This is a genomic window from Desulfosarcina variabilis str. Montpellier, from assembly GCF_048565275.1.
Lineage (GTDB): Bacteria > Desulfobacterota > Desulfobacteria > Desulfobacterales > Desulfosarcinaceae > Desulfosarcina > Desulfosarcina variabilis.
The window spans coordinates 9,505,131-9,530,796 of record NZ_CP159846.1 but is presented as its reverse complement, the minus strand read 5'-3'; the positions used below and the strand labels follow the sequence as shown (position 1 = coordinate 9,530,796).

General features: G+C 50.4%; 25 protein-coding genes. 16 read left to right on the top strand and 9 right to left on the bottom strand.

Translation table 11 applies throughout. The annotated features are described in order from the left end of the window. Window positions 1–175: 175 nt before the first annotated feature. On the bottom strand, window positions 176–2,800 hold the full coding sequence (locus tag Dvar_RS42780; RefSeq protein WP_419659580.1) for a beta-N-acetylglucosaminidase domain-containing protein: 2,625 nt from the start codon (window positions 2,798–2,800) through the stop codon (window positions 176–178). A gap of 479 nt (window positions 2,801–3,279) precedes the next feature. Between Dvar_RS42780 and Dvar_RS42775 the strand changes: the two genes are divergently transcribed. The 13 genes from Dvar_RS42775 to Dvar_RS42715 all read left to right on the top strand — a co-directional run bounded on the left by Dvar_RS42775 (window position 3,280) and on the right by Dvar_RS42715 (window position 15,789). Continuing rightward, window positions 3,280–4,617, top strand: coding sequence for a class I adenylate-forming enzyme family protein (locus Dvar_RS42775; protein WP_419659579.1), 1,338 nt, complete (start codon window positions 3,280–3,282; stop codon window positions 4,615–4,617). A 163-nt stretch (window positions 4,618–4,780) separates the two neighbouring features. Then, window positions 4,781–5,941, top strand: coding sequence for an acyl-CoA dehydrogenase family protein (locus Dvar_RS42770; protein ID WP_419659578.1), 1,161 nt, complete (start codon window positions 4,781–4,783; stop codon window positions 5,939–5,941). Between the two features lie 21 nt (window positions 5,942–5,962). Continuing rightward, on the top strand, window positions 5,963–7,750 hold the full coding sequence (locus Dvar_RS42765) for an acyl-CoA dehydrogenase (RefSeq protein WP_419659577.1): 1,788 nt from the start codon (window positions 5,963–5,965) through the stop codon (window positions 7,748–7,750). A 350-nt stretch (window positions 7,751–8,100) separates the two neighbouring features. Beyond that, window positions 8,101–8,880: an IclR family transcriptional regulator gene (locus tag Dvar_RS42760; RefSeq protein WP_419659576.1), complete on the top strand. Its 780-nt coding sequence runs from the start codon at window positions 8,101–8,103 to the stop codon at window positions 8,878–8,880. A gap of 325 nt (window positions 8,881–9,205) precedes the next feature. After that, window positions 9,206–10,375 (top strand): acyl-CoA dehydrogenase family protein, encoded by a 1,170-nt coding sequence (locus Dvar_RS42755; RefSeq protein WP_419659575.1) that lies wholly within the window; start codon window positions 9,206–9,208, stop codon window positions 10,373–10,375. Between the two features lie 81 nt (window positions 10,376–10,456). Then, on the top strand, window positions 10,457–11,251 hold the full coding sequence (locus Dvar_RS42750) for an enoyl-CoA hydratase-related protein (protein ID WP_419659574.1): 795 nt from the start codon (window positions 10,457–10,459) through the stop codon (window positions 11,249–11,251). A 62-nt stretch (window positions 11,252–11,313) separates the two neighbouring features. Beyond that, on the top strand, window positions 11,314–12,183 hold the full coding sequence (locus Dvar_RS42745; RefSeq protein ID WP_419659573.1) for a 3-hydroxyacyl-CoA dehydrogenase family protein: 870 nt from the start codon (window positions 11,314–11,316) through the stop codon (window positions 12,181–12,183). A 168-nt stretch (window positions 12,184–12,351) separates the two neighbouring features. Further along, complete coding sequence (locus Dvar_RS42740; RefSeq protein ID WP_419659572.1) at window positions 12,352–13,065, top strand: PAS domain-containing protein; 714 nt, start codon at window positions 12,352–12,354, stop codon at window positions 13,063–13,065. Between the two features lie 3 nt (window positions 13,066–13,068). After that, window positions 13,069–13,638, top strand: coding sequence for a PAS domain S-box protein (locus Dvar_RS42735; RefSeq protein ID WP_419664241.1), 570 nt, complete (start codon window positions 13,069–13,071; stop codon window positions 13,636–13,638). Window positions 13,639–13,964: 326 nt separating this feature from the next. Beyond that, the gene (locus Dvar_RS42730; RefSeq protein ID WP_419664240.1) at window positions 13,965–14,369 is read left to right on the top strand and encodes a helix-turn-helix domain-containing protein; all 405 of its coding nucleotides are present in this window, start codon (window positions 13,965–13,967) and stop codon (window positions 14,367–14,369) included. Beyond that, window positions 14,270–14,521 (top strand): universal stress protein, encoded by a 252-nt coding sequence (locus tag Dvar_RS42725; RefSeq protein WP_419659571.1) that lies wholly within the window; start codon window positions 14,270–14,272, stop codon window positions 14,519–14,521. Before Dvar_RS42730 ends, Dvar_RS42725 begins: the two co-directional genes overlap by 100 nt. 13 nt (window positions 14,522–14,534) lie before the next feature. Beyond that, a complete protein-coding gene (locus tag Dvar_RS42720; protein ID WP_419659570.1) occupies window positions 14,535–15,440 on the top strand; it encodes a diguanylate cyclase in 906 nt (301 codons plus the stop codon). 160 nt (window positions 15,441–15,600) lie between these two features. Beyond that, window positions 15,601–15,789: a hypothetical protein gene (locus tag Dvar_RS42715; RefSeq protein ID WP_419659569.1), complete on the top strand. Its 189-nt coding sequence runs from the start codon at window positions 15,601–15,603 to the stop codon at window positions 15,787–15,789. Between the two features lie 245 nt (window positions 15,790–16,034). On the opposite strand, the gene Dvar_RS42710 is transcribed toward Dvar_RS42715, so the two are convergent. From Dvar_RS42710 to Dvar_RS42675, 8 genes are all read right to left on the bottom strand, one after another. Then, on the bottom strand, window positions 16,035–16,496 hold the full coding sequence (locus tag Dvar_RS42710) for an Hsp20/alpha crystallin family protein (RefSeq protein WP_419659568.1): 462 nt from the start codon (window positions 16,494–16,496) through the stop codon (window positions 16,035–16,037). 196 nt (window positions 16,497–16,692) lie between these two features. After that, window positions 16,693–17,037 carry a P-loop NTPase gene (locus tag Dvar_RS42705; RefSeq protein ID WP_419659567.1) on the bottom strand — a complete coding sequence of 115 codons (345 nt, stop codon included), beginning with the start codon at window positions 17,035–17,037 and terminating at the stop codon, window positions 16,693–16,695. A 275-nt stretch (window positions 17,038–17,312) separates the two neighbouring features. Next, window positions 17,313–18,224, bottom strand: coding sequence for a hypothetical protein (locus tag Dvar_RS42700; protein ID WP_419659566.1), 912 nt, complete (start codon window positions 18,222–18,224; stop codon window positions 17,313–17,315). Window positions 18,225–18,249: 25 nt separating this feature from the next. Beyond that, entirely contained in the window at window positions 18,250–18,606 is a 357-nt protein-coding gene (locus tag Dvar_RS42695) for a desulfoferrodoxin family protein (protein WP_419659565.1), read from the bottom strand. Between the two features lie 82 nt (window positions 18,607–18,688). Then, window positions 18,689–19,738 (bottom strand): putative manganese transporter, encoded by a 1,050-nt coding sequence (locus tag Dvar_RS42690; protein ID WP_419659564.1) that lies wholly within the window; start codon window positions 19,736–19,738, stop codon window positions 18,689–18,691. Between the two features lie 73 nt (window positions 19,739–19,811). Further along, a complete protein-coding gene (gene amrS, locus Dvar_RS42685) occupies window positions 19,812–20,666 on the bottom strand; it encodes an AmmeMemoRadiSam system radical SAM enzyme (protein ID WP_419659563.1) in 855 nt (284 codons plus the stop codon). 296 nt (window positions 20,667–20,962) lie between these two features. After that, window positions 20,963–21,364: an HPP family protein gene (locus Dvar_RS42680; protein ID WP_419659562.1), complete on the bottom strand. Its 402-nt coding sequence runs from the start codon at window positions 21,362–21,364 to the stop codon at window positions 20,963–20,965. A 53-nt stretch (window positions 21,365–21,417) separates the two neighbouring features. After that, window positions 21,418–21,636 (bottom strand): hypothetical protein, encoded by a 219-nt coding sequence (locus Dvar_RS42675; RefSeq protein WP_419659561.1) that lies wholly within the window; start codon window positions 21,634–21,636, stop codon window positions 21,418–21,420. Between the two features lie 799 nt (window positions 21,637–22,435). Between Dvar_RS42675 and Dvar_RS42670 the strand changes: the two genes are divergently transcribed. The 3 genes from Dvar_RS42670 to Dvar_RS42660 are packed head-to-tail and all read left to right on the top strand — an operon-like array spanning window position 22,436 to window position 25,523. Beyond that, window positions 22,436–23,365, top strand: coding sequence for a 2-oxoacid:acceptor oxidoreductase family protein (locus Dvar_RS42670; RefSeq protein WP_419659560.1), 930 nt, complete (start codon window positions 22,436–22,438; stop codon window positions 23,363–23,365). Then, a complete protein-coding gene (locus tag Dvar_RS42665) occupies window positions 23,362–24,609 on the top strand; it encodes a transketolase C-terminal domain-containing protein (protein WP_419659559.1) in 1,248 nt (415 codons plus the stop codon). The genes Dvar_RS42670 and Dvar_RS42665 overlap by 4 nt, the downstream gene beginning before the upstream one ends. Continuing rightward, window positions 24,606–25,523 (top strand): thiamine pyrophosphate-dependent enzyme, encoded by a 918-nt coding sequence (locus Dvar_RS42660; RefSeq protein WP_419659558.1) that lies wholly within the window; start codon window positions 24,606–24,608, stop codon window positions 25,521–25,523. The genes Dvar_RS42665 and Dvar_RS42660 overlap by 4 nt, the downstream gene beginning before the upstream one ends. Window positions 25,524–25,666: the final 143 nt, after the last annotated feature.

Below are 25,666 nucleotides of genomic sequence, written 5' to 3'. Positions count from 1 at the left end.
TTATTTCAAATAGAATTGTTTCAATATTTCAGACATATGAACGCCTATAAAGTTCTATTTGGAAATCTATTCGTAATTTTCCAAATAGAATTACGAATAGATTTTTATCATCATGGGCAACCTAAAAAGGACTGCCTTGATAATTTACTGAAAATGATCCAACCGATTGTGGTCGTCAGGATCCTTCTGGATTTACGCCCTGGGTCAACCGATCGAGTCGTTTTTTCTGTCTGTCCCGAAACTGTCCCAATTCATTCAACAGTGCTTCATCTTTGGATAATGTCTGTGAGAGGTTCAGAAAGCTGTCATCCAGCCTGGCCATCGATTTCTTGCCGATCGCAAGATAGGCGCCTGCATCGCCTTGGGATTCCATCCGCATGCAAATGCCGTAAACATGGTAGTAGGCATCGCTGAAACGGATCAACTGCTCGGCGCCCGCCGGCCCGTATGTTCGGCTCAACACATTCCACAAGGAACGCTCCGGATGATAGGCGGCTATGTTCCATTCGTAATCGGCAACGGTGGCGTACTTGATTTTGTATATTTCAGTAGACGCGTGGCCGTTCGTGTACTTTTGGCGGCTGTCGCTGTATTGCTGGAAGTCCCCGGGCATGTTGGTATCATAGGGTTCGAACAGATTGCACAGGGTTACCTTGCCGGGATAATAGGTGGCATAACCGCCATAACGTTTCCTTTCGATATTTCTGGCATACAAGGTATTGTCCCAGAGCATCGGCCATCTGCCGATCAGTGAATTGAAACGGTGCAGGTCCACCATGTCGATGGACAGGGACCGTATGGTCGGCCCGGTCCATATGATAGCGACATCACGAGGTATCTGGAATGCCAATTCTTCCAGGTACAATTCCGCCTTTCCATCACTGCGATCGATATGTTCATTGGAATACCACGGCGGACAAAATTCAAACCGGGTTCCCGGGTACTCGGCATCAAGCCAGGTTTTCAATTGGTTGATGACATGGGCCTGCGCATTTTGAAGATTGACGAAACGGCGTCTGTCCTCAGCGGTGAACAACGCATAATTCTGACGATTCGCTCCGACGTGGGGCACGAAATCATCGGACAACAACATGATTGTGTCTGCCCCGGCATCCAGTCCAATCCGATAAACATCCTTCAGTGTCTCGAGGCTTTCCGGACTGCTGTGGGTCCAGGTGTATCGCAAGGCATCGCTCAAATCTTCTTGCGCGGTTTCCATGGGAAAGTGGGAATACGGATTGACCATCACGGCAAGATGCATCACCCCGTTTTCTTTGAATTGGCGGCCGGCCTCGGCCAATCCGCGGCGAAACAGGTCCTCGGGCTGATACCAGTTTTTCTTTGCCCGGTCGTAGCCGACATACACCTTGTTCAATTTATAGAAACTCATTCTATTAACGGCGCCCAGATCCCGTTGCAGCTGATCTTCACGTCGCCAGTCGTTGAACACATACGAACGGCCTAAGAAGTCCGGATAATCGGCGACGGTGGCATTGTGATAGACAAACTGATCCTTTTCGAAAAGCTGCACCGCCGTGGTGGCGGCATAGTAGTTACCGATGGATGTGACCCCCATCAGGAACAGGACATGACCGCCGCCAAACCGCTCTGCCTTGAGAACATATCCCTGTGCGTTGCCGCGGACGGACTGCATGGGAAGTTCCGGCTGGACCGTTTGAAAGACGCGATTTTTGCCGATGCTGATGATCAGATGTGATGCCGATAGATCTTCTTCTCCGTAATCCTTTTCCAATATTTTAATTTTTATCTGATTATCGATTTTGCCGGGAATTGCTTCAGCCAACACGTCGCCGAGCTTTGTTTGCACGAGAATGGCCGCCGATCGGTCCGCTGGGGTGGGATTTTCAGGAAGGACGATGACAGGCAAATGAGCGATGGGATCGTGGGAATGGTAATAGGTTATCGCGTCGACTTCACGAACGTGTTTGGGCGTGGGAATCAGTGTTTCGGCAAGCGTGAAATGGCGATTGAAAAAGGGCGTGAAGCGCTCCAACGCGGTAAAATTCCATTTCGAGTAACCGAAATAGATATCGTCCAGCCACACGCTACCGGTACCTTTCAGGCCGAAAAACAGGCGCACGTAGCGGGTTTGGTCCGGAATATCGCCCTCGGAGAAAGGATAATTGTAGGATCGCCCCCTGACTTTTCCCCAGGGGAAGTCTTCAATTCTCCAAAAATTGGAAAATGAAAAGCTCTTGTCCGAATTGTCGAGCAAGCCGCCGCTGAGAGGATTCACCCCTGCCGGATTCAACGGCTGTTTGTCCTTGTCAAAAAATAGTACATTAACGACGATTGCATCGTAGAGTCGGACTCCCAATCGGCGCTTGTTGCTCACGATGTTTTGTAACCGGACACGATACGTGAAATCGTAGTTTCCAGGAATCACCGGGATGTAATTACTGATGACGCCCTCTGCCTCGTCAATTTCATTGGCTTTGTCACGGGTGATGTTTATACAGCGACGGCCGCTTTGGTGCGCATCGGAGGCATTGGACGCTGAATTTTGGTCAACCCACTGGATGTGGTCGCCGACCGTCTCCCACCCCGTGAGCCTGAAAAGGGGGTCAGGGCCACGCTTGAGCAATTGACCGTCCTCGAAAGAGGGGTTGGTGACGAGATTGCCTTTTGCGAATTGCTCGCGACGGACATCGTAAGGGATGCTGGACGGATTCGCGCTGGACCACACCGACGCCACCGGTGTTTCGTGCGGTCTTTCGATCGTTGAGCAAGCGGCCAATATGATGATGCAACTGAATAGCGGCAAAACTGCGGATTTCATTGAAGACTCCTATCGGTAGTGAGTATGGATTTGTTAAGGGAACTGTCAAAAACCACCCGGGAGCCAGGAGCCGTCCTGATTCGCAAAGCGGTGGATCAATTCCTGCTGACCCGGCGCCCGGGGTCACCGGGACAATTCAAAGCGGGCAATGTCCTCCATTTCTGCAGGCAGTTGTTTTTTAACCCCACACGCCCAAAAAATGTGATCCCACATTTTTTTCCTTGACAAGTACCATGATATTATTTAAGTACCAAATATGGTCACATAAATAACATATATGGTACTTAAATGGCGGCAGTAAATTAAAAGTTCATTTTTCTCTGCCGGACAGCGTTCAATGCTCTGCAGTTCCTCGTTTCCGTCTTTTCCTTTCTGCATGATCGTCGTTTATTTTTCGGATGGCAATATCGCCTCCGATAATTTCCGAATAGGGTTGGCAGCCGCATATCCACCGAAAATCTAATAGAAGGAGAACGAAAATGTCGGAGGAAAAATTAACCTATAACGCAACGATGTTTAAGGAAACCTTTCAAAACGACTTCACCTATCTTAATGGATTTTTGAGGAATGTGCACCGTTTTGAAGAAAGAACCGCATTAATCTGCCCGATTAGAGACCTGTCCTGGACGTATCCGCAAGTCAACACGCAGTGCAACCGGCTTGCCCATGCGTTAATGGAAGATGGTGTTAAAAAGCAGGACCTTGTCATGTACCAGCTTCTCAACAGTGCTGAGTTTGTTTTTCTATATCTGGCCCCGCAAAAAATTGGCGCCATTAACTGCCCGATCAACTTCCGGCTTTCCTATGGTGAAACCGCTTACATTATCGATGACAGCAAGCCAAAAGTGTATTTTTACGACAGCGAGTTGAAGGATGTCGCCGAGAAGGCCTTGAACAAGGCAACGCACAAGCCCGAAAAAGTCGTGATGGTCGATGTTTCGGGAAAAAAAGTTCCGTTTGCCGGTTCTATCCGCTATGAAGAATATGTCCGTGACAAGCCCGAAACCGATCCTGAAATCTTTCGTCCAACCCATATTTACGACGAAATAACAAGGTTATACACATCGGGAACAACGGGTATGCCCAAAGGCGTCCCACTGAACAACATCAACGAAATCTTAAGTGCCCATGATGTATTGATGCACTTTCCCTTGTCTCCGTTCGATCGGACCATGAATATGACACCCTGGTTTCATCGCGGCGGATTATACGCCGGCGGCCCCAATCCTTCTCTGTACGTCGGTGCATCAGTAGCCGTTCTGCGCGCATTCGATCCCCAAATGGTAATCGATTATATCGAAAAGTATTCCCTGACCTTTTTGATCGGTGCGCCGGTTACCTTGAAGGCCCTTTGCGAATCGCAGCAGAAAAAACCCCGCAACCTTGAAAAATTAAAGGGTATCGTCACCATGGGCGCCCCATTGGAAAAGCAGGCTTGCATGAATTTCCAGGAGGTTCTTACAAAAAACATCTTCAATGGGTATGGCTCTACGGAAGCATTCTGGAACACGTTCCTGCGCCCCCAGGATTTGCCCGAAATGGCCGGTTCAGCGGGCCGCTCATGCACAGACGATGACATGGCAGTCGTGAATGTCTATCCGGATCGTTTGGCCGAGCCGGAAGACACCGTTGCCAAAGATGGCGAGTCCGTTGGCGAAGTTATCATCCGAGCGGCGGGAAAATGCTCCTACGCTTATATCAACCGGGAAGAAGAGGCAAATGCTAAATATTATCGAGGCTATCTGTATATCGGCGATTTGGCGACGTGGAATGAAAAAGAGTTCGTTACGATTGTCGGCCGTAAAGATGATTCGTAGAATCACTGTATTTAACGGCGACGGGTAAAAAAATCCACTACAAGGCGAAGCAGCAGGCAAAGATCGAAATGCAGGATGGATTGTTCGAAAAAGCCTCATCGTTTTAAATCGAAAAACAAATTTCAATAAAACGTATCAATTATCTCGAATGAGGAGGAACAATATGAATTTTGAACTCAATCAATCCCAAAAAGCCATCATCAATGCCGCACGTGAATTCGCCACCAAAGAATTTGATTCGGACCTGGCCTATGAATTGGAAAAAAAACATGAGTTTCCTTTAGAAATATATAAAAAAGCCGCAAAACTGGGATTCGTCGCGCCCTATGTGGATGAAGCCTATGGTGGTGATGGACTGGGCATTCTCGAGAACGCGATGATCGTAGAGGAATTTTGTAAAGCGGACTCCAGTATCGGCCTTGCAATCGATCTGGCATCGCTGCCCTGTAAATTTCTTTATCGCTACGGGAATCATGATCAGAAAGAAAGATATCTTTCCAAGATTACGTCAGGCGAGTTCGGTGCCGCCATTGCCCTGACCGAACCGGACCATGGCAGTGACATTACCCAAATGAACACGGTAGCAACCAAGAAAAATGGAAGTTACTTTCTATCCGGCAATAAAACATTCATCACCAATGGGACGATCGCGGATTTTTATACGGTTCTATGCCAAACGGATCCGGATGCTTCACCAAAATACAAAGGCATGAGCATCATCATTGTTGACCGTGATATGATCGGCAAGCGATTTCAGGTCAATGAACTTGGAGAGAAGATGGGTATCCGGCTGACCAGTTCCGCTGAATTGGTTTTTGACAACCTCGAGGTGCCCAAGGAAAATCTTTTGGGTGAGGCCGGCAAGGGGTTCTATCAAGCCATGGGATTCTTTGAAGAGAGCAAGATAGAGATCGCGGCCCAAGCCGTGGGGGTGGCCCAGGGAGCGTTTGATCTTGCCTATCAATATGCTAAAGAAAGGAAACAGTTCGGTAAACCGATTGCCTGTTTTCAGAGCATGCAACACAAATTCGTTGAGATGTACCTGAAAATCGAAAATGCTCGCCACCTGGTTCACAAAGCGGCATCCAAGTTTGACAAGGGGCAGCGTGATCATCGGGCGGCGGCAATGGCAAAATATTATGCCGCCAACATTGCCAATGAAGTCACCTACGATGCTTTGCAGGTATTTGGTGGATATGGATATTTTCAGGAGTATAAAGTGGAACGCTACTATCGTGATGCAAGAATTTTGTCCATTTATGAGGGGACGGCGGAAATACAGAGAAACATCATTGGTACCGATCTTTTCCCGAATATTGGATAATGTAATTGAAAAGAGAAAAAGATGACTGATTTTAAAATAGATGTCAGGGATGTTTTCTACATTCTCAAAGAACAGCTCAATTACGCAGACCTATGCAATCTGGCGCCATTTGCGGATCTGAACGAGAAAACCCTCGACCTTATGGTCAACGAAGCGATTCATTTCGCCAGGGGTGTTATAGATCCCTTGAATGCCATTGCCGAAGAAAATCCAATAACGTTTGAAAACGGGATCGTGCATTGCCCGGACGCATTCAGCAATGCCTTCCATCAATACGGAAACGATGGCTGGATCGCTGCAGTCGGTGATCCGGCCTACGGCGGCCAGGGATTCCCGCTGATGATGCGCATCGTGATCAATGAAATGATGTACGGCGCCTGCCAGGCCTTTAACAGCGCACCGAGCCTGACGTTCGGCGCGGCCCGGTTGATTCACAGTTTCGGCAGCGAGTCGCTCAAGCAGCTTTTTGTGTCCAAGATGTTTAACGGCATCTGGAGTGGTACCATGTGCCTGACCGAGCCAAATGCCGGGTCCAATTTAGGCGTCCTTGAAACCATGGCCTACCCGGAAGGCGATCATTTCCGCATCAAGGGGTCGAAGATTTTCATCTCCTGGGGAGAACATGATCTGACCGACAACATCATCCACCTGGTACTGGCCCGGATTGAAGGCGCACCGCCGGGCACGGCCGGGATTTCTCTTTTTGTGGTCCCCAAGATCCGTGTGAACGACGATGGCACACTGGCCGGCCCCAACGATGTGGTCTGCACCGGCATCGAGCACAAATGCGGCCTGCATGCCGCGCCCACGGCCGCCCTGACGTTTGGGGGGCGGGACGCGTGCATCGGCTATCTGTGCGGTGAGGAAAACAAAGGCCTGGCCCACATGTTCCAGATGATGAACGGGGCGCGTATCAACTCCGCGGTCAGCGGCATGACCATGGCCGGCAGCGCCTATCGCAATGCCCTGGCCTATGTCCAGGACCGGGTGCAGGGCCGTGACATCGCCGGTCGATCGGAAGGGGATGTTACCATTATCCATCATCCCGATGTTCGGCGCATGCTGCTGTGGATGAAGGCGGTCTCCGATGGAATGCGCTCAATGGTCTACACCACCGCCTTTTGGGAAGACCTGGCCAAGGGACTGCCTCCCGGACCTGAAAAAACACGCTACCAGAATCTGATCGACTTCATGACCCCGATTCTGAAAGCATACTGTTCGGACATGGGGTTCCGGGTCTGTGAAACGGCCATGCAATGCCTGGGCGGGTACGGATACTGCCGGGATTATCCCATCGAGCGTTACCTGCGCGACGTCAAAATCATGTCCTTGTACGAGGGAACCAACGGCATCCAATCCATGGATCTGATGGGACGTAAGATGCGAATCAGAGATGGCGCTTGCCTGAAAGCCTTTCAGGAGGAGATCGACGGCTTTTGTGCCGCCCACCGTGAGCATCCGGTGTTGAAAGCGCAGGTCGGCAAATTAGCGGCAACCGCCGGCGAGCTCTGGTCGTGCGCCAAACAAATGCGCAAACAAATGAAATCCGACCCGCTCCAATGGGCCTCGTATACCTACCCGGCCCTGCTGGCGTTCGGCGACCTGACCATGGCCTGGCGGCTGATGGATATGGCGGTCATTGCATCGGATCGGGCCGCTAAAAACGGCCGAAAAAATGATTTTTTCAAGGGCAAGGTGTATCAAGCGACCTGGTTCGTGGACACCACCTTGCCCCATACGATAGCCAGAATCAACACTTGCCTGCGCGAGGAACGAGAAATCGTTGAGATTCCGGATAATGCCTTTTGAGGTATCCTATCGATTCCTAAATAAAATTAGATTCGATCCACGTCGGAAGCTTTGCCAGGGTAACCGCATTTGGATTGCTTTGATGGTTTTCGCGGGCATGGCCCACTCCTATCAACCGCCAATTGCTTAGCTATGTGCGGTTTATTGTAGGAGCTGGCCATGCCTGCGACCCTATTTTTGAAGAATTCGGTTCCAAATGCGGTCGCCCTGGAAGCTTTGCGTCTCCAACTTGAGCTTTCTGGAAAACCGCGTTATGAATAGGGTTACTTTTGACATAACAAATAGTGTAAATATAAGTTTCTGGTGTGGTGTCCGTTAATAAGTTTGTAATCTAATATTGGGTTTTTGTGATGAGTGAGACGAAGAATACAGTTCCGGCAATTGACCGTGCCGTTGATGTAATCGAATGCATATCCGCGTCTGACAGGGAGATGTCGCTTTCCGACATCATGGATCGCGTCGATATTCCACGCCAGTCGCTTATCCGCATCCTCAACACCCTTTGCTTAAGAGGTTTTCTTGACAAATCCGGAAAAAGAGGGCTTTACCGGCTAGGTTTGAAATTTTTGTACTTGGGGCATAGGCTCCATGACAAATACGATCTGCGTAATTCTGCCTGGAAATACATGAAGGAGCTGTCGACGAAAACACGCAAAACCATTGAACTGGCGACATTGGACCGTGATCAACTGATCCTGTTGGAACAGATACGCGGAAGCGAGAGCATGGCCCTGTATTCCCGCGTTGGAAGTGTCATTCCCTATCTTCATGCGGTCAGTGTCGGAAAGGTTTATCTTTCCTTGATGAGCGAAGAAAAAAGACACCAAGTCATTCAAAAAATAGGCTTGCCTGCCATCACGAAATATACCATTACAGACCCTGAAGCCCTTGACGCTGAGCTTATACAGACAAAAGCCAGCGGTTTTGGATTCGAGGACCAGGAATTAAGAGAGGGTGTCAGAAGAATTGCCGCCCCCATCTTTAACTTCTCAGGAAAGCATGTTGGGTGTATCGGATTATCCGCCTCCATCTTTAATTTTGATCTTAAGGACAAAGAGAAATATGGCGCAATGGTGGTCGATGCTGCCCGAAAGGCTTCCGCTGATATGGGATACCAATCTAATAATTGAGCAGCATAGTATTCCATTTCATATCATGTGGCCGCCCATTCTTTTAAGCTGCACAGCTCGCATTCTTTTGGTGCCAGTAGATCGTTCAAATTCTCCTCCAAATTTTTTTCATCTAAAGTAGGCGTTTCGCCTTATTTTTTTTCTTGACACAAGGATACAATCGGTTTAAGTACCAAATATGATATTTATGAATATCAGATATGGTATTTTGACAGACCAGCAAAAAACACAGTCTCTGCTTTTTCATCCTTCTGAAACCCAGCGTATTTATTTTTAAACGATGAAAAATAAATAGGTTAACAACCCGCAAGCAGGAGGTCCTGACATGGATTTTGAATTCAGCAAACACCAAAAGATGATCCAAAAGGAAGTGCGCCGCTTCGCCCAGGAAGAACTGGCGCCAAGGTATCAGGAGTGGGACCGGGAGAGACGGTACCCCCGGGAGTTGGTCAAAAAAATGGGTGAACTGGGATTCATCGGCGTATCGGTGAGTCAGGAGAATGGGGGGCTGGGCGAGTCGTTTGTCACCGAGGGGATCGTGTGCGAGGAGATTTCCCGGGGGGACTGTAGTATTTCGATGTCAACCCATGTGGCCAATCATCTTTGCGGCGGTCTTCTGGAGCAGGGGCACAAGGAGGCAAAGGATACATTTCTCGAGCCGTTTCTGGCCGGTGAAAAGATCCCGGCCTTCTGCCTGACCGAGCCCGAGTGCGGGACAGATGCCGCCGCCCTTCAAACACGGGCTGAGAAGAAGGGCGCCACCTATGTTTTAAATGGAGAGAAATCGGGCATCACCGCCATCATGGATGCGGACTTTGCCCTGGTTTTCGCCAAGACCGATCCCGAGGCCGGTGCCCGGGGCGTCAGTTGTTTTGTCATTCCCATGGACCTTCCCGGCGTGTCGACCCAATCCTACGAAGACCTCGGATGCAACGCCGTCGTCCGGGGCTCCCTCTTTTTGCAGGATGTACAGATCCCCGAGACCTATCTGATCGGCCAGGAGGGCAAAGGGTTCAAACTGGCCATGCAGGGGTTTGACCAAAGCCGTATCCTGCTCTGCCTGGAAGCCCTGGCTCCCGCCTTTGTATCCCTTGAAGAGACCTTGGACTATGTCAAACAGCGCGAGGCCTTCGGCCGACCACTGGCGACTTTCGAAGGCGTTTCTTTCCCGATCATTGAACACTTCAGTCTCCTGGAGGCGGTGCGGCTGCTGTGCTACAAGGCACTGTGGTTGAGAGATCAGGGCCGCTCCAGCAGTAAAGAGGCCGGCATGGTGAAATGGATGGCCCCCCGTTTTTCAACCAATGCAATCAGGGATTGTATCGTACTGCATGGCCATTATGGGTACACCAAAGATTATCCGCTGGAGCAGCGGTTGAGGGATGTGCTGGCCATTGAAATTGCCGATGGCACTTCCCAGGTCTCCAAACTGGTGGTTCAGCGGGAATTGTTTGGGAGAGATTTTTTGCCCTACAATTATCGGTATTATCGGTAGATGAATCACCCTTTGCATTTGTTTTGATTACTTCAAGACCAAAACGATTAAACACTTGCCCATATTTAACGAGGAAACAAAATGAATTTTGAAGAGATCATTTATGATAAAGAAAATGGCGTGGCGCGGATCACCATCAATCGGCCCGAGAAATACAATGCCTGTACTTCTCTGACGCTTCTGGAGCTGAACAAGGCGCTTACGGATGCCTGGGTCGATGCAGCCGTTGGGGTGGTGGTGTTTACCGGTACCGGCGAAAAGGCCTTTTGCACCGGCGGCGATCAGTCCATCAGGGATAAAAGCGGGTATGCCGGCACCATTGCGGCCCTGCCCGTGGAAGTCGGCTGGCAGACCGTATCCCATCTGATCCGGAGCATCCCCAAGCCGGTCATCGCCCGGGTGAATGGTTACGCCATCGGGGGCGGGCACGTATTTCAGGTCGTCTGCGATTTGTCCATTGCCGCCGAGACAGCCAAACTGGGCCAGGCCGGACCCAAAGTCGGCAGCTTCGATCCCGGATATGGAACCGGTGACCTGGTCAGAGCGGTCGGACTGAAGAAGGCGAAGGAAATTTGGTATATGTGCCGGCTGTACACGGCCCATGAGGCACTTGACATGGGGTTGGTCAATGCGGTAGTGCCCCTGGATCAGCTGGACAGCGAAGTCGACCAATGGTGTCAGGACCTTTTGGAGAAAAGTCCCACGGCCCTTAAAATGCTCAAATATGCCTTCCACGCTGAGACCGACGGGGTTGCGGGAATCACCAATCTGGGTGTTGGTGGCTTGAGTCTGTATTATGGAACCGATGAATCCCTGGAAGGCAGAAATGCCTTCATGGAAAGACGAAAGCCCGATTTCTCCAACTATCGCCAATAAACAGGGCCGGAAAAACAGCGTCCAAGGGGGCCTGCTCCCCATGGCCGCAAAGGAGGCAATCCATGCAAATCCATAACCTATTCGTTGTTGGTTCCGGCCTGATGGGCAGCGGGATCGCCCAGGTTTTTGCCCAGGCCGGCATGACCGTGATCCTCAGTGATACAAACCGTGAAGCGTTGCAAAAGGCGCAAAAGAACATTGCCTGGTCGGTAGGCAAGCTTGTCGAAAAGGGTCGGCTCAAGGAACCACGAGAAACCATTCTTGAACGGATTCAATTCTCCGGCGATTTGAAAAAGGCCGAAAACGCGGACCTTGTGGTTGAGGCGGTTTTCGAAGATCTAAACCTCAAGCAGGATATTTTTCGACGCCTGGATGAGATATGCAAACCGGACACTTACCTGGCCAGCAACACCTCCTCGATGCCGATTACCGAACTTGGGGCGGTTACCCGGCGTCCGGAAAGGGTGTTGGGGCTCCATTTTTTCAGCCCGGTTCCCATGATGCAGGCGGTGGAGGTGGTCAGGGGTGTGAGTACGTCCGAGGAGACCATGCTGATGGGGGCTGCTGTGGTGCGGGAATTGGGCAAGGCGCCCATCCGGGTGGAAAGCGATCTGCCGGGGTTTTTACTTAACCGCATCAACCTGGTGAGTTATGTCGAAGCCATCAAGCTTCTGGAGCAGGGCGTGGCCACGGCGGAAGATATCGACAAGGGGGTCCGGCTGGCGTTCGGCCGGCCCATGGGGCCGTTTGAAACCGGAGATGTGGTGGGGCTCGACGTCTCATACAACGCGTTGAAATCCATATACCAGGAAAGCCGTGAAGATCGCTATTATCCCCCCCAACTTTTGCGGCGCAAAGTCAGAGCCGGGCATCTTGGCAAAAAGAGCGGTCAAGGGTGGTACCGGTACGATGAAAATGGTCAGCGGTTGTAGGCCTCAATCGCATAACGGGCGTAAATGCCAAAAGGATGGTTAAAGCCAATCATCTGCAAGCTGTCAGTATCAAGCAATTCTCCAATCGCTGACAACATCCTTTCCCGGACGTCTTTGTTAACTAAACTGGGCGATTGTCGAGCTTGCCGCATATACACGGAATCGTTGTTGGCGTCTATCCCATCACCGGTATTCTTTAAGGATACACACGGCCGATACCTGGGCTGCAATACGGCGTTTACGGACATCATGGGGGTCACCAACGAACATATCCGGGGGAAAACAGTCATCGATCTGTGGCCCAGCGATCATGCCCGTGTATACCATCAGAATGATCTTGATCTTCTGGAAGATCAGCAGCAACAAATTTACGAATATGAAATCAAAGACAAACAAGGGGATATTCGGCCTGTCATCTATTATAAAAATGTTTTCCGCGACGAGAACGGAGGGGTTGCTGGAATCGTCGGTGGGTTTGTCGACATCAGCGATCGTGTACAGGCTGAAAAGGCCTTGAGGGAAAGCGAGCGCAACTTTCGAATGCTGGCTGACAATGTAACGGATGTCATCTGGTCAATTGATATGAATCTAAAATATACCTATATCAGCCCATCGGTAAAGAAGCTACGCGGTTATACACCTGAACAGGCTCTGCAAATGCCATTGGAAGAGACATTCACTCCAGAATCGTATCAGAAAGTGATCCAAATATTTTCAGAAGAACTGGATAGAGAAGGAGAGCCTGGCGTTGATCCGGATCGATCCATCTTTTTAGAGCTCGACACCGTGCGAAAAGACGGCAGCATCATTCCGATTGAGGTCAATGCCACGTTTATACGTGGCGATACAGGGTCACCGACCGGCATTATCGGCACCACATGAGACATCACAAAGCGCAAACAAGCCGAGACGGCACTCAAAGAAAGCGAGGAGCGCTTCAAAGCACTGCACAATGCCTCCTTTGGCGGTATTGGTATCCATGACAGAGGTCTTATAATTGAATGCAATAATGGCTTGTCTGAGATTACAGGCTATTCATACCAGGAACTGATCGGGATGGACGGGCTATCACTAATTTCCGACGATACGCGAGCAACAGTAATCCACAATATCAACACAGGATATGAAAAGCCTTACGAAGTAAAAGGCGTGCGTAAAAACGGCGAGATTTATCCGGTTCGCCTGGAAGCCCGAAATATTCCCTACCAGGGAAAAAATGTGAGAGTCGTTGAATTTAGGGATTTAACAGAGACGAAACGTTTTGAAAAAGAAAAAGAAAACCTTGAAGGCCAACTGCTTCAAGCCCAAAAGATGGAAGCTGTGGGAAAATTGGCTGTCCCTCCTTTTTTTGGTTCAAGCATAAAACGGCAAGATCAACTGTCGAACATTGCAGCCATCCATACACTGATATGGATCACCGAATTTCGGTTGCCACCAAACGGGGTCGGCAGATGATCATCGGTGTCCGGATCCTTGGCCCAGTGAGTTTTTGCCTTCAAGTTAAAAATTTGCGGCTGGTATCGTTACGGTAACACCCCGGTAACGTTATATAGAGCAGCGTTAAGAAAAGTGTTCCCTACCTTAAATCCACTACGAAAAAATCATTATTCATCGTCGCCACCCATTTCGAGTTCAATGCCGTCGGGATTACTATAGCAGGGAGCGTCCTCTTCAGTCATTACATCAAATGTATCTGCATAGCGTATTAGTGTTGATTGTCGACATACTAATAAGTGCATAAATATTTAGCATTATTCTCACTTTTTGCTATAAATTCGAACATGAAAACACTCGAAGGCAGAAAAATAAATCCCAAGGTAATGGAAGAAATCCGTATTCGGGCGGTTCAACGGGTTCAAGATGGAGAACGCCCGGAGCAAGTCATCAGGACGCTTGGTTTCAGTCGGGCCTGTATCTACAACTGGCTTGTCAGACACCGCAATGGCGGCTGGCACGCTTTGCGCATGGAAACCCGTAGCGGGCATCCGAAAACGCTTAACGGTTTGCAAATAAGATGGGTATACAAAACAAGTATATTCTATCTACTTAAATGTTTCCACCCATGCCGGTGTGCAATGGCGCGGACATGCCTACAAACCTTTTTCTACACGACCTGGATCCGTTTCAACGCTGCGCCAATTTTCAAAAAACGGTTGTTTCCGGAGATGCTGACGATGATACTTTAAAGGTCATTGAATCCGAAGGCATAGAACTGTTGATTATGGGAACACATGGCCGGAAAGGGTTGGAGCAGGTGATCTTTGGGATCGTTGCGGAAAAAGTAGTTAAAAAATCACCGGTTCCCGTGCTGATGATCAATCCTTACAAACTCAGGTAAGTTCACATTCCGGATGCGTTTTACTACTGAAAATATTAAATCTACTATTCAAGTACTTGAACAGGCTGTCAACGAACATCGCAGATGGCTTAATGATTGGCATCGTAGCTTGATATTCGATCAGCCATTAGCAAAGATATGTTTTTCAAAGGATTCATACCGACAATGCGGTTTTGGTCAATGGTACTACAGTCAGTCTTCACCAATTTTGAAAGACCATACGGTTTTTTTATTAATTGGTCAAATTCATCGCGACTTGCATAGTAGAGCCTTCGTATTAGCTGATAAAATAAAACATTATGGAACTATTTCCACCAAAGATTACGATTTATTCATAGCTAAGGAACAGGATTTCTCCAAAAAAATTTTTGAGTTAAGAGATGAACTACGTGAAATCCTACTCGAATTTGATGCTCTGACAGATGTTTTCAACCGTCAGGCGTTCTTTCGTATTCTCTCCTATGAATATGAACGATCATCACGTACTGGCCAACCATGTTGCATCTGCATGGTTGACCTTGATCATTTCAAAAGCATAAATGATACCTTTGGCCATATGGTTGGCGATAGAGTGTTGCGTGACGTTGCATACGAGTTAAAAAGTAAACTACGCCCCTATGATTCGATTTGTCGTTACGGTGGTGAAGAGTTTCTTATATGTTTGCCAAATACGAAGCTGAACAAGGCCAAGAAAATTGTGGACCGGTTGCGGAATGATTTGTCCTCGCTACTGATAGACTTGGATAGTGACAAAAAATTGAACATTACAGCTTCTTTCGGTATTGTAAAAATGGCGACTAAAATTTCTCTTTATGACAATATTAACCGTGCCGATGAAGCACTCTACGCTGCGAAGGATGCCGGACGCAATAAAGTTATCGCATATGAAGATATTGGTTCGGTCTCGAAAAATGGCTGAAGGAGAATAAATTAAGCGGCGACGTATAACTGGATCGAAGCGCGTCAGGCTCTCGGTCATGATCCGCTTTACCTGGCAGGCCGGCCACTCCCGCGGTTGTGCATAAAAGGCCATGGCTTGGTCGATGGTCGATGGCCCACAGAAAACCGGTGACATCGAAATGTTTGAACAAGAATCCGGCCCCGTGATGGGATGCCGCATCCAAATGCTCGACACAATCGTGAATGGAACCCGCATCAAAGCCGATGGGCAGGCCGCCGCAATGTTGTCCGATCCTGCAAGGCAGAGCGCAGGGATCAAGGCCCGATCCGTGGAGGGATTGAAGGATAAAAACAATCTCGGATGGTAGCAAAAGCACCGGTCCTGAGCCAAATGAATACGGTGCCGCACAGCTATAAGGCCTACAGATGACCCCAACGTTGGTGGTAAACCGCTCATGGGCCCTCAAATTGCTATGGATTTTTTTTCATTCTGTTCATGGCGTCCCTTTGGGTGGTGACGGTTATCTAACCGTTTGATGAGAGAGCAACAAGCCACTTGTCGGCAGCATGGCAGGGAAGCCGGCGTGCTGCCCGACAAGTGGATTGAAGGTGGCTATCCGGTCTTGATCTCGATCCGCTTCGCCTGTGAGGTCTGGGTCTTTTTGAACACCAGCTTCAAAACGCCTTTTTTGAAGGTGGCATCGATCGCATCAGGTTCGACCTCCCCAGGCAATTCGACCATGCGGCTGAAACTACCATAGGTTCGTTCGACGTGATGGAATTTTTCATCCTTTTCTTCCTTTTCCTCCTTTTTCTCACCGCTGATGGTGAGCAAGCGTCCTTCCAGCCTCACGTCAATGTCCTTGCCATCACAGCCTGGAATCTCCGCCTTGACGGTGATCTCGCCCTTGGCCTCACTCACATCCACCCGAGGCGCCCATTCGCTATCACCGAAAAGCCGACGGGAAAGCGGAAAATCCATATCAAAAAAACGGTTGAACAGATTATCGATTTCATCTCTGAAACTGACCAATTCCCTTCCGCTTCGCCTTCTGTGGGGCGTTAGATCAAACATGGCTGTCCCTCCTTTTTTGGGTTCAAGCATAAAACGGCAAGATTAACTGTCGAATGTTGCCGCCATCCATAGACTTATCGTGAATCTCACAATAGTAAACGAGTTGCTAATGTTGTCTTTTTTCATCAAAGTTCTTTTCTCAACACTTGCCAAATCTGACGCAGTGCCTCGAAAGCCGGCCCCTTGCCGTGCTCAATCACTGTCTTACCGGCGATGAGCGCATGAGCGACTCGATGGAAAGCACCTCCATGTTCGGAAGATACTTCACGGCATGGGCCTTGCCCTCATGGGTGGCGGAGTCGATTGTCCCTTTAAGACCCAGCAGACGGGGTATGCTGGGACCATGCAGGTCTACGTCCATAAGGCCGACTCGGTAGCCCCGTTTGGCCAGACCTACTGCCAGATAGGCAGCGATGCTGCTTTTCCCAACACCCCCCTTTCCACTCATGACCAATATCTTGTTGCTTATGCGTTTAAGTCGTTCCTTTATAATTGCATCCTGCCGCTGATGCTGCTCCTTTCGATTGATTTTACTTGGCATAAATTCTAATCCTTCCGGCATGCCGCTGAAAGATACCAGTTAAAAGTATCAACCGATAATGATCTTGTTTTTCTTCGTTTCATTAACGGGGACTCTTCACTACGATGAAGATGTCATTGCTAAAACAGCGACAAAGCCCCCGTTTCCATATCCCTTCGGATAGATAAGCCGCTTCGTGGAACGTAAACCATGCTTCATAACGCTCATGATGGCTGTTGAAAGCAGTCAAGCCATAACTCGTCATTATCTTCTCTTTGTTCGTTTTTGAAAACTTCTCATTTCATTATCTTGATTGCCGATTTCACGTCCACACCGTTTACAGTGATGGCGTAAATGGCATTGCACATCGCGACAGCTTCTTGCAGGGACTTTTGATGAATGTTTCTGCCAGTGGCATTTCCCGATGCACCACTGACAAAAATCTGATCATGAAGGCGTTGCAGAAAGACCTTGGCATCCACACTCGATCCGCCGGCGCAAACAACCTTGGTGCGGCCTGCCGCCAGAACCGCTTCCTTTAACAGCGCTTTTGACTCTTGGCCTTCTTTTTTAGGGTAGTTCACCTTGACAAAATCGCTGCCAAGGCATGCAGCCACTCCCGTGGCACCGGCAATTAGGTGAGGGTCCTTTTCGTCCGCCACTGCTTTGCCGCGGGGATAAATCCACAATACTGTGATCAATCCGTGTTTGTGGGCGTCATGGACGATCCGTCCGGCCTGGCGCAGCATCTGAGCCTCGAATTCGCTGCCCAAGTAGACCGTATAGCCGACTGCAGTGATCTTCAATCCACTGTTGTCACGGAAAGTCACCACATCCTGAACATCCAGCCACTGGTTGCTGAAAGGATCGGCTTGTTGCGTCTTCACAAGATTGGTCTTAGAATTGAGTTTCACCAGATAAGGGACATGCGGGTAATCCATGCCATATCTTGCAATCATTCCCAGCTGCGTAGCGAAAACACCTATTTTCGCCTCGGCGGCAATCCGGAACAGGTGCTCCGGATCAGCATCGTCAGGATGGATGCCGTCGCCGTAAAAATCGTTGTTCAGATGCTCGACCTTCTGATCACCAGCGAACAGCATCAAGCGGCCGCTGCCTTTCGTCATGCCGAGATAGTTTGCTGTATAGATATGTCTGGCACTTTTGGGAACATCCAACGGTACCCTCACTTCGGTGCTGTCAACCATGGTTCTTTTTCCTCCCTTCAAAGGGTTATGCCTTCAGTGAATTTTCCCATAATCCATGAATGTTGCAGTAGGCCAAGGCGTGGAACGCCTTGAAATCGCCGATCTGGTTGATCTGAAAACGAACATTGGGATTTGAATAGACCGGCGCCCAGGTTGCACGGCCCAGATTGATCACTTGATCGTTGTCCTTTTTCACCCCGTAGAGTTCGATCCACGCAATGTGGTGTTCCAGGGTATTCGGATGCAGATGCGGCACCTCGTGGCCAACTACGACCCGAACAATGTCCTTGCCTTCATGGCATCCTTTATCGAGGGTGATGGTCGGAATGTGCTTCTCCTTGCCTTCATCCTGACTTTTTTTGATGATTTTTGAAAATTCCATGTTTTGCTCCTTTCTTTCGATCGATGGAATTGGGGGGCGATCGAGCGTTGGCCCAGATGACTTCATTTCGGATCCTTATCTTTCAGAATCCCAGAGCAAGTAGCCCTCCCCCAATAGTCAACCCAAAAACAAGATTAAACGCCTTGATCAGTAAAGAATCCTTGATGCTGTAGGAAAGCAGGGGCAGCATGCCATGGCCGTCCTGGACAAAGGAAGCGGTGAACAATACGGAAAACGGAATCAAGCCCTGAGCATACATCATTACAAAAATCAGATGCGGTCCGGATTCAGGTACAATCCCAAGGATCGCCCCGATGACCAAAATCCATAGCATATGCGCATGAATGAAGGCCTTCAGATTCCAATAGGCCAGCCCCATATGCACAAAGAGCAAGGCGCCGAAACTCCACAGGAAGATCTGAAAAAGGTGCCGTTTAATGATGTGATCCCAGATGTGGTCATGCAGATAGTGCTCGGAAACGATGATGGCGATATACAGTGAACCCAGGCAAAGAACGATAAACGTAATCCGCTTCCAGTTCCAGACCGATGGCCCGATAATCCCCAAAGCGACAAGGACCAGAAACGAAGCAATCAGAACCAGCAGAAGAAAACGGGTAAACGAAAGCGAGCGAAAATTTTCAAAAAGGTTGGTTAACCGAAAAATGTCCGCAATCCGCTCAGCCTCGTCCCCGCTGGATATGCAGTGCTCACAATGCGCTTCCAGGCAAGATTCACAAGGAATCACCCCCATACGCGTTATGAATTTATCGCTGATCCAGGCACAAAGAAGTCCCGCAACAAACAACAAACCAAAAAGCGCCAGCGCCACGCCCGGGAACTGTGTCAGCATCACAAACGCTTCATCGCCGGAAGTCGCGATCATTCCACCGACAATGGCCCCGAAACTGATCATGCCGTGTACGTATAGGCTTACGTTCATGAAAGCTCCCAGGCAACCGGGGGTAGATCCGAGGAAAGAGGCCAGAAAATATTGCCGCCACTGTCCACCTTTAATGAGATCCGACATTTGTTTGCGGCTGGCCGTATCGATAAAATCGACCAGCAGCATCATGACAAAAACGAAAAAGCTGATCATCAGCGCGTGTTTGAATATAGACAGAAGTGCCATTCTTTTTCCGTTTCAAGGCCTATCGCTGGAATCGATTTCACCCACCGACACGGTCGCTGTTTGTTTTGGGTGCTTACAGCCCCACCCCATCGATTGGCCTTCCACACTGGGAACATTTTCCATCCTGCAGCCGATTATGTATGAAACTTAAACCGGAGCGCTCAATGACTACGGCCCCACATCCATAACAGTAAGTGTTCTCACCCGCTTCAGCGGGCACATTGCCTTCGTATACATAACGAAGCCCTTCCGCTAAACCGATTTCACGCGCGCGGTGCAGCGTGGCCGCAGGCGTCGATGGCCGGTCTGTAAGCTTGTAGGTAGGGTAAAACGCAGTAACGTGCCATGGCACCTCACAGCCGACGCTTTTTACAAAACGGGCCATCTCCTGGCGTTCCATTTCACCGTCATTCAAGCCGGGGATAATGAGCGTTGTCACTTCCACCCACACAGCCAGGGTTTTCATGCGCTGAATGGTTTCCAGCACCGGCGCGAGGCGGGCACCGCAGATTTCCTTGTAGAATTTTTTCGTAAACGCCTTCAAGTCGATGTTGATGGCATCCAGATGCGGGGCAATCTCACGTGCGGCATCGGCGCTCATATAACCATTGCTCACAAAGACGTTTTTGAGACCTTCCCGATGGGCCAGAACCGCCGTATCGTAGGCGAATTCGTAGAATATGGTGGGTTCGGTATACGTGTAGGCGATGGTTTTGCAGCCGGCCGCTTTTGCCCTTTCAACGATCTGTTCGGGCGTCCGATTTTGGCCGATGATCTTGCTGTAAACGAGGGAATAGAGCACGCCTTCCCGATTTTCCCTGACCCTGCAAATTCCACGTTTTCCCTCGCTGATCCGGCATCCATGATTGCAGAGGTTGCAATGCACCGTAGCATCGGCCTCGGCGTCGTAAAGCATGGCTTCTTTCATGAACCCACCTTTTGCGTTGTGAATGTCAACGGTATCCTTCCATTCGTCATCGCACTTTTGGTGATTTCCGAAAATGTAATCCATCCTCTCGTTTTATTCTTCAGGAATAAGCTGCTTTTCTACAATTAATAGGGGAGGGGCGCCTTCCGTAGCAGTTGGTAAATTCCGGCCTCGATTCATCGGGTACCGCACTGCGTGAAAATCAACGGCAGCATTTGGGGAGAAAGCTTTTCGATCAATCGGCAAAGGAAGAAGGTCGACCGCTCTCTGGTCGATCCGTTTATCGATCACGTTTTTTACATGTAGGTAACAAATTCTGGTTCGATCAAGCTGGTAAGAATATCGCATCTGGCGACGATCCCCACCAACTTGCCATCTTCCGTAACCGGCAGCCGGATAATGTTTTTTTCCTTCATGGTTTTAACCACCTCCGTCAAGGCCGTGTCTACATCTACCGTTACCGGTTTGGTCGTCATGACATCCTTGACGGTAATTTTCACCAACTCCTTTCCCACTAAAACGGCGTCCAGGATGTCCAGTTCGGTGACAATCCCGATGACTTGACCTTCATCATCGGTGACCGGCATGCCGCTGTAAAATCCATTCAGAAACTGAAAGACAACATCTCTTGCCGGTGCATTTTTTTTCGCGGCCACCACGGGCCTGACCATTACATCGGATGCCTTCAGATTTTTCATTACACGCCTCCTTTGGTTAATATGAGTATTTCTCGATAAGAATAACGGTTGATCTATTCCGCAAAGAAGTCGCGATGAACTGACAGAACAAACGGCTCATCTTTTCGCCGGGTTCTTTCCCGGCGGCAAATCCAGCCCACCATGCTGATATAGGCAAAGCCTGGACTCGCCTTTTTGCGCCGGTCTTGCTGCCGCCGGATTTCAGCATCGTCGTTTGGCTTGGAATAGAGGGCGTTTTTTTTAATCTTGTTGCCTGCTTTGTTCCCGATCATAGCGCACCTCCTGGTCTTAAACTGCAGTCGATAAGGTTAAACTGAAGGGAATCATTTGTTAACGTTTGAAAAAATTTGAATTTGACGGATACAAATTGGGCAAAGTCTTAATAATCATCTTTGTCGATTAAATACTGGCAGTTGGTTTCGGGGGGGATAAACGTTCCCTTCGCATCTGTCGTCAAAGTGATCCTGAGATTTATTTTCTGCTAAAGCATCACCTCCTTCGACGAAAATGGCTATCTTACTAATTTAAGCAGCAAAGGATGTGCCACCTATCAAATCGTGAGTGTCAAAGGAAAAGGCGTGACGAACGCGTCTATCATGAATCGAAAGCCAAGGCGTTGTTTTGCCCTGACGAAGTCTTCGTCACACCCGGTACAGAGGAGCAAACGAACCAGGCAAGGTCGCTTGAAATTCCAAAAAAGCTAACGAGTATAAAGTCTTACCGGTAAAACAGAGAATGCATCCGATGGGGAATAGGTATGGATGCAAAAAAGATTCTTATAGTCGCTTGTGAACATGTGAAGGGAGATGAAGTGCTTAAAAACAAATGCACAGATGTGCCTTCAAGTTTAAAACTTACAGCTAATATCGTTATGGTAACGCATAGTAACGTTACATGACGCAACATTAAAAAAAGTGCCCCCTACCTTAAATCCATTACGAAAAGGCTATGCGTCTGAGGCACTTGAATCTTTTATGATTTTCATGCCATCATAATTATTTAGAGGATTTGCCATAAAGAGGGTATGAAAATTGAAGTCACTATATTGTAATCAAATAAGGAAGACAGAATATGTATCGCATACGCTTTCACGGCCGCGGCGGCCAGGGCATGAAAACCGCCAGCCGCCTGCTGGGTGCAGCCTTCTTCCTGGAGGGCTTCGCGGTCCAGGACGCTCCACGTTATGGCGCAGAGCGACGCGGGGCGCCAATCTTTGCCTATGTTCGTGCCGACAGGGGGCCCATTTTCGAGCGCGGCATCATTCTGCATCCCGATCTCGTCATTGTTGCCGATGACTCGCTGGTCCCGGTACCCGCTGCCGGCGTCATGGCCGGACTGACCGATAGAACAGTGTTGCTGATCAGCACCCCCCAAACCGCCGATGAATGGCGCCACCGGCTCAATATCAGCAGCACCGTCTTTACATTGCCCGCACCCGAAGCGGTCGAGGATCGGCTCGAGCTGCGCTATGTCGGGGCCGAGTGCGCAGGCGCGGCTGCCTGCCTCACAGGCGTCATCTCTAAGGAGAAACTCGAGCGGGCGATCCGCGACGAGCTTGAAGGCAAAACGCAGAAAGTCATTCACCGCAACATCGAAATGTCATTTGAAGGCTACGACCGTATGGCCGATCACAAAGGGCTGGTGCAAGAAGGAACCTTACCCTCCGCGAAAGAATACACACCCCCCGCATGGATCGAGGTGCCGTTCGAGGTGGCGCGAATCTCCTCGCCGTCGATTCACACAGGCCTGACCAGCATCATGGTTCGCACCGGGTTGTGGCGCACCATGCGGCCGGTCATTGACTACAACCACTGCAAGAAGTGCTGGTGGATCTGCAGCGCCTCCTGCCCCGACGGCGCGATTTCGGTCAACGAAGAAGGGGCACCCGAGATCGACTACGACCACTGCAAGGGATGCCTGACCTGTGTCAGCGTCTGTCCGTCGCACGCCATCAAAACGATCCCGGAACATAAGATCGCAGCAGCGGAGGAGGCATCATGAGCAGAAAACTCTTGACGGGCAATGGCGCGGCGGCCTGGGGCGCGCGGCTCGCGCGCGTCGATTACATCCCGGCCTTCCCGATCACGCCCCAGACCGAGATCATCGAAACGCTGGAGCACTGGATCGGCAGTGATCAAATGCCGGCACGGCTCGTGACGCTGGAATCCGAACATTCGATGATCACGGCGGCAGGTGCAGCGGCGGCCACGGGCGTGCGTGTTTTCAGCGCGACCTCAAGCCAGGGACTCTTGTACAGCATGGAGATGCTTTACACGGTCGCGGGATGGCGTGCGCCCTTCGTGCTGATCAATGTCTCGCGTGGGCTGTCGGCCCCGATCACTCTGGAACCGGATCATAATGATGTCCTGGCCGCCCGCGACTGCGGCTTCCTGCAACTCCACTGCTCCACCTGCCAGGAGGTGCTTGACAGTATGCTGATCGCCTACCGACTCGGTGAGGACCTGCGCGTCCGGCTGCCGGTCATCGTCAATCAGGACGGCTTCTATCTCTCCTTTACACGCGAACCTGTAGAGATTCCAGACCGAAAGACCATGGAAGCATTCCTGCCGCCATACGATCCCGAGAACATGCAGTTCCGCGCCAGTATGCCAGTCAGCCATGCCGTGGCCGTACTCGGCGGCGGTCCCTACTCCTATTTTCGCTACGAAACCCATCTCGCCTCGCTGCAGGCACTTGAGGTCTACGACGAGGTCGCCTCCGAGTTCGAAAAAGCAACCGGCCGTGCCAATCCGGCGATGGAGTGCTACCGAACCAATGATGCCGAGTATGTCTTCGTCATGATGGGCGCCTTCGCCACAAAGGCACGCCAGGCCGTTGACCAGTTGCGCGAAGCAGGCTGGTCCATCGGGCTCGTGCGCCCGCGCCTCTTTCGTCCGTTTCCCGAGGAGAAAATCCGCCAGGCGCTGGTCGGCAAGAAGGGTGTTGCCGTCATTGACCAGAACATCTCCTTCGGACGGGGTGGTGTGCTGCACACCGAGCTTGCCTCGGCAATTCTCGGAAAATCCGACAAACCGCCGCTCCTCGTGAGTTTCATCGGCGGACTCGGTGGCCGCGATATCAGCGCCGAGGAGTTCTACGAGATGGCCAAGGTGACAAAACAGGCCGTGGCGGACGGCAAGGCCCCAGAGCCCCGTCTGCTCTATACAGAGACCGAACTGCGCGAGGTGCGCAAGCTGCAGGACATCGCGTGCGTCGAGAGGCACGAACTGGAGAACGAGCGATGACAGAGACCGCTTTCAAACACATGCGCGACCTTCCCTCCACCCATCTCCTGGGCACCGGCACGCCTATGTGTGCCGGCTGCGGCGGGCTGCAGGCGATCCACCAGATCTACGATGTGCTCGGCAAGAACACCGTCTTCGTCAACGCGGCTGGCTGCATGACCTTGTTGTCGGTCTACCCTTTTACGCCGTTTCGCGGCTCATGGCTCTACACCGCCATGGCATCGGCCCCCGCCGGTGCGCAAGGTATCCGCGACGCGCTCGATATCCTGATCGAGCAAAAGAGGATCGACAAAAACGAAGACCTGCAGGTGGTGGTGCTGACCGGCGACGGTTCAGCCTACGGCATGGGGCTTTCGGCCACCTCGAGCGCCATGGAACGTAAGCTGGACTTCATCTATCTGTGCTACGACAACGAAGGCTACGGCAACACCGGGCAGCAGTATTCCGATGCCACACCGCACGCAGCGAAGACTTCGACCAGTACCGGACCCGGGGGATATCCTGGTTTCAAGAAGGATCTCTTCTCGATCTGGGCTGCGCACAAGCCGGCCTATGTCGCAACTGTCATCGGCGCGGAATCGCTCGACCTGGCACGCAAGATCCAGAAGGCGCGCGACATCGAGGGGCCGTGCATGATCATCTCGCTGTCGCCCTGCCCTACGGGCTGGGATTTCGATCCGTCATTGACGGCGAAAGTCGGCAAGCTCGCGGTGCGCACCGGCATCTGGCCCCTCAAGGAGTATGAAAACGGCATAATCACGCATACCAAGAAGCCCGCGAAGCGCCCGCCGGTTGATGCGTACTTGAAACTTCAGGGACGCTTCAAGCACCTCTTTGAACCGAAACGTGATGAGAAGATGCTGGCAGATATCCAGACGCACGTCGACGCCTACTGGGCCGAGGTTGAGTCATGAGCGCCAAGAAAGGTCTCTAAAAGTCCAAAGAAAATTTGGACATTGCCAAAAATTTTACCACAGGCATATTGTTGATATTCCAAGGATAAAATTTTTAGCATAATGCAGAGATGGGGCAAATTGGCTATTTGTGGATAAGTACG

Excerpts from the sequence above, each read along its gene's own strand:
- Dvar_RS42780 (WP_419659580.1), bottom strand. The coding sequence starts at position 2,800 with ATGAAATCCGCAGTTTTGCCGCTATTCAGTTGCATCATCATATTGGCC.
- Dvar_RS42775 (WP_419659579.1), top strand. The coding sequence starts at position 3,280 with ATGTCGGAGGAAAAATTAACCTATAACGCAACGATGTTTAAGGAAACC.
- Dvar_RS42770 (WP_419659578.1), top strand. The coding sequence starts at position 4,781 with ATGAATTTTGAACTCAATCAATCCCAAAAAGCCATCATCAATGCCGCA.
- Dvar_RS42765 (WP_419659577.1), top strand. The coding sequence starts at position 5,963 with ATGACTGATTTTAAAATAGATGTCAGGGATGTTTTCTACATTCTCAAA.
- Dvar_RS42760 (WP_419659576.1), top strand. The coding sequence starts at position 8,101 with ATGAGTGAGACGAAGAATACAGTTCCGGCAATTGACCGTGCCGTTGAT.
- Dvar_RS42755 (WP_419659575.1), top strand. The coding sequence starts at position 9,206 with ATGGATTTTGAATTCAGCAAACACCAAAAGATGATCCAAAAGGAAGTG.
- Dvar_RS42750 (WP_419659574.1), top strand. The coding sequence starts at position 10,457 with ATGAATTTTGAAGAGATCATTTATGATAAAGAAAATGGCGTGGCGCGG.
- Dvar_RS42745 (WP_419659573.1), top strand. The coding sequence starts at position 11,314 with ATGCAAATCCATAACCTATTCGTTGTTGGTTCCGGCCTGATGGGCAGC.
- Dvar_RS42730 (WP_419664240.1), top strand. The coding sequence starts at position 13,965 with ATGAAAACACTCGAAGGCAGAAAAATAAATCCCAAGGTAATGGAAGAA.
- Dvar_RS42725 (WP_419659571.1), top strand. The coding sequence starts at position 14,270 with ATGCCTACAAACCTTTTTCTACACGACCTGGATCCGTTTCAACGCTGC.
- Dvar_RS42720 (WP_419659570.1), top strand. The coding sequence starts at position 14,535 with ATGCGTTTTACTACTGAAAATATTAAATCTACTATTCAAGTACTTGAA.
- Dvar_RS42715 (WP_419659569.1), top strand. The coding sequence starts at position 15,601 with ATGTTTGAACAAGAATCCGGCCCCGTGATGGGATGCCGCATCCAAATG.
- Dvar_RS42710 (WP_419659568.1), bottom strand. The coding sequence starts at position 16,496 with ATGTTTGATCTAACGCCCCACAGAAGGCGAAGCGGAAGGGAATTGGTC.
- Dvar_RS42705 (WP_419659567.1), bottom strand. The coding sequence starts at position 17,037 with ATGCCAAGTAAAATCAATCGAAAGGAGCAGCATCAGCGGCAGGATGCA.
- Dvar_RS42700 (WP_419659566.1), bottom strand. The coding sequence starts at position 18,224 with ATGGTTGACAGCACCGAAGTGAGGGTACCGTTGGATGTTCCCAAAAGT.
- Dvar_RS42695 (WP_419659565.1), bottom strand. The coding sequence starts at position 18,606 with ATGGAATTTTCAAAAATCATCAAAAAAAGTCAGGATGAAGGCAAGGAG.
- Dvar_RS42690 (WP_419659564.1), bottom strand. The coding sequence starts at position 19,738 with ATGGCACTTCTGTCTATATTCAAACACGCGCTGATGATCAGCTTTTTC.
- amrS (WP_419659563.1), bottom strand. The coding sequence starts at position 20,666 with ATGAAAGAAGCCATGCTTTACGACGCCGAGGCCGATGCTACGGTGCAT.
- Dvar_RS42680 (WP_419659562.1), bottom strand. The coding sequence starts at position 21,364 with ATGAAAAATCTGAAGGCATCCGATGTAATGGTCAGGCCCGTGGTGGCC.
- Dvar_RS42675 (WP_419659561.1), bottom strand. The coding sequence starts at position 21,636 with ATGATCGGGAACAAAGCAGGCAACAAGATTAAAAAAAACGCCCTCTAT.
- Dvar_RS42670 (WP_419659560.1), top strand. The coding sequence starts at position 22,436 with ATGTATCGCATACGCTTTCACGGCCGCGGCGGCCAGGGCATGAAAACC.
- Dvar_RS42665 (WP_419659559.1), top strand. The coding sequence starts at position 23,362 with ATGAGCAGAAAACTCTTGACGGGCAATGGCGCGGCGGCCTGGGGCGCG.
- Dvar_RS42660 (WP_419659558.1), top strand. The coding sequence starts at position 24,606 with ATGACAGAGACCGCTTTCAAACACATGCGCGACCTTCCCTCCACCCAT.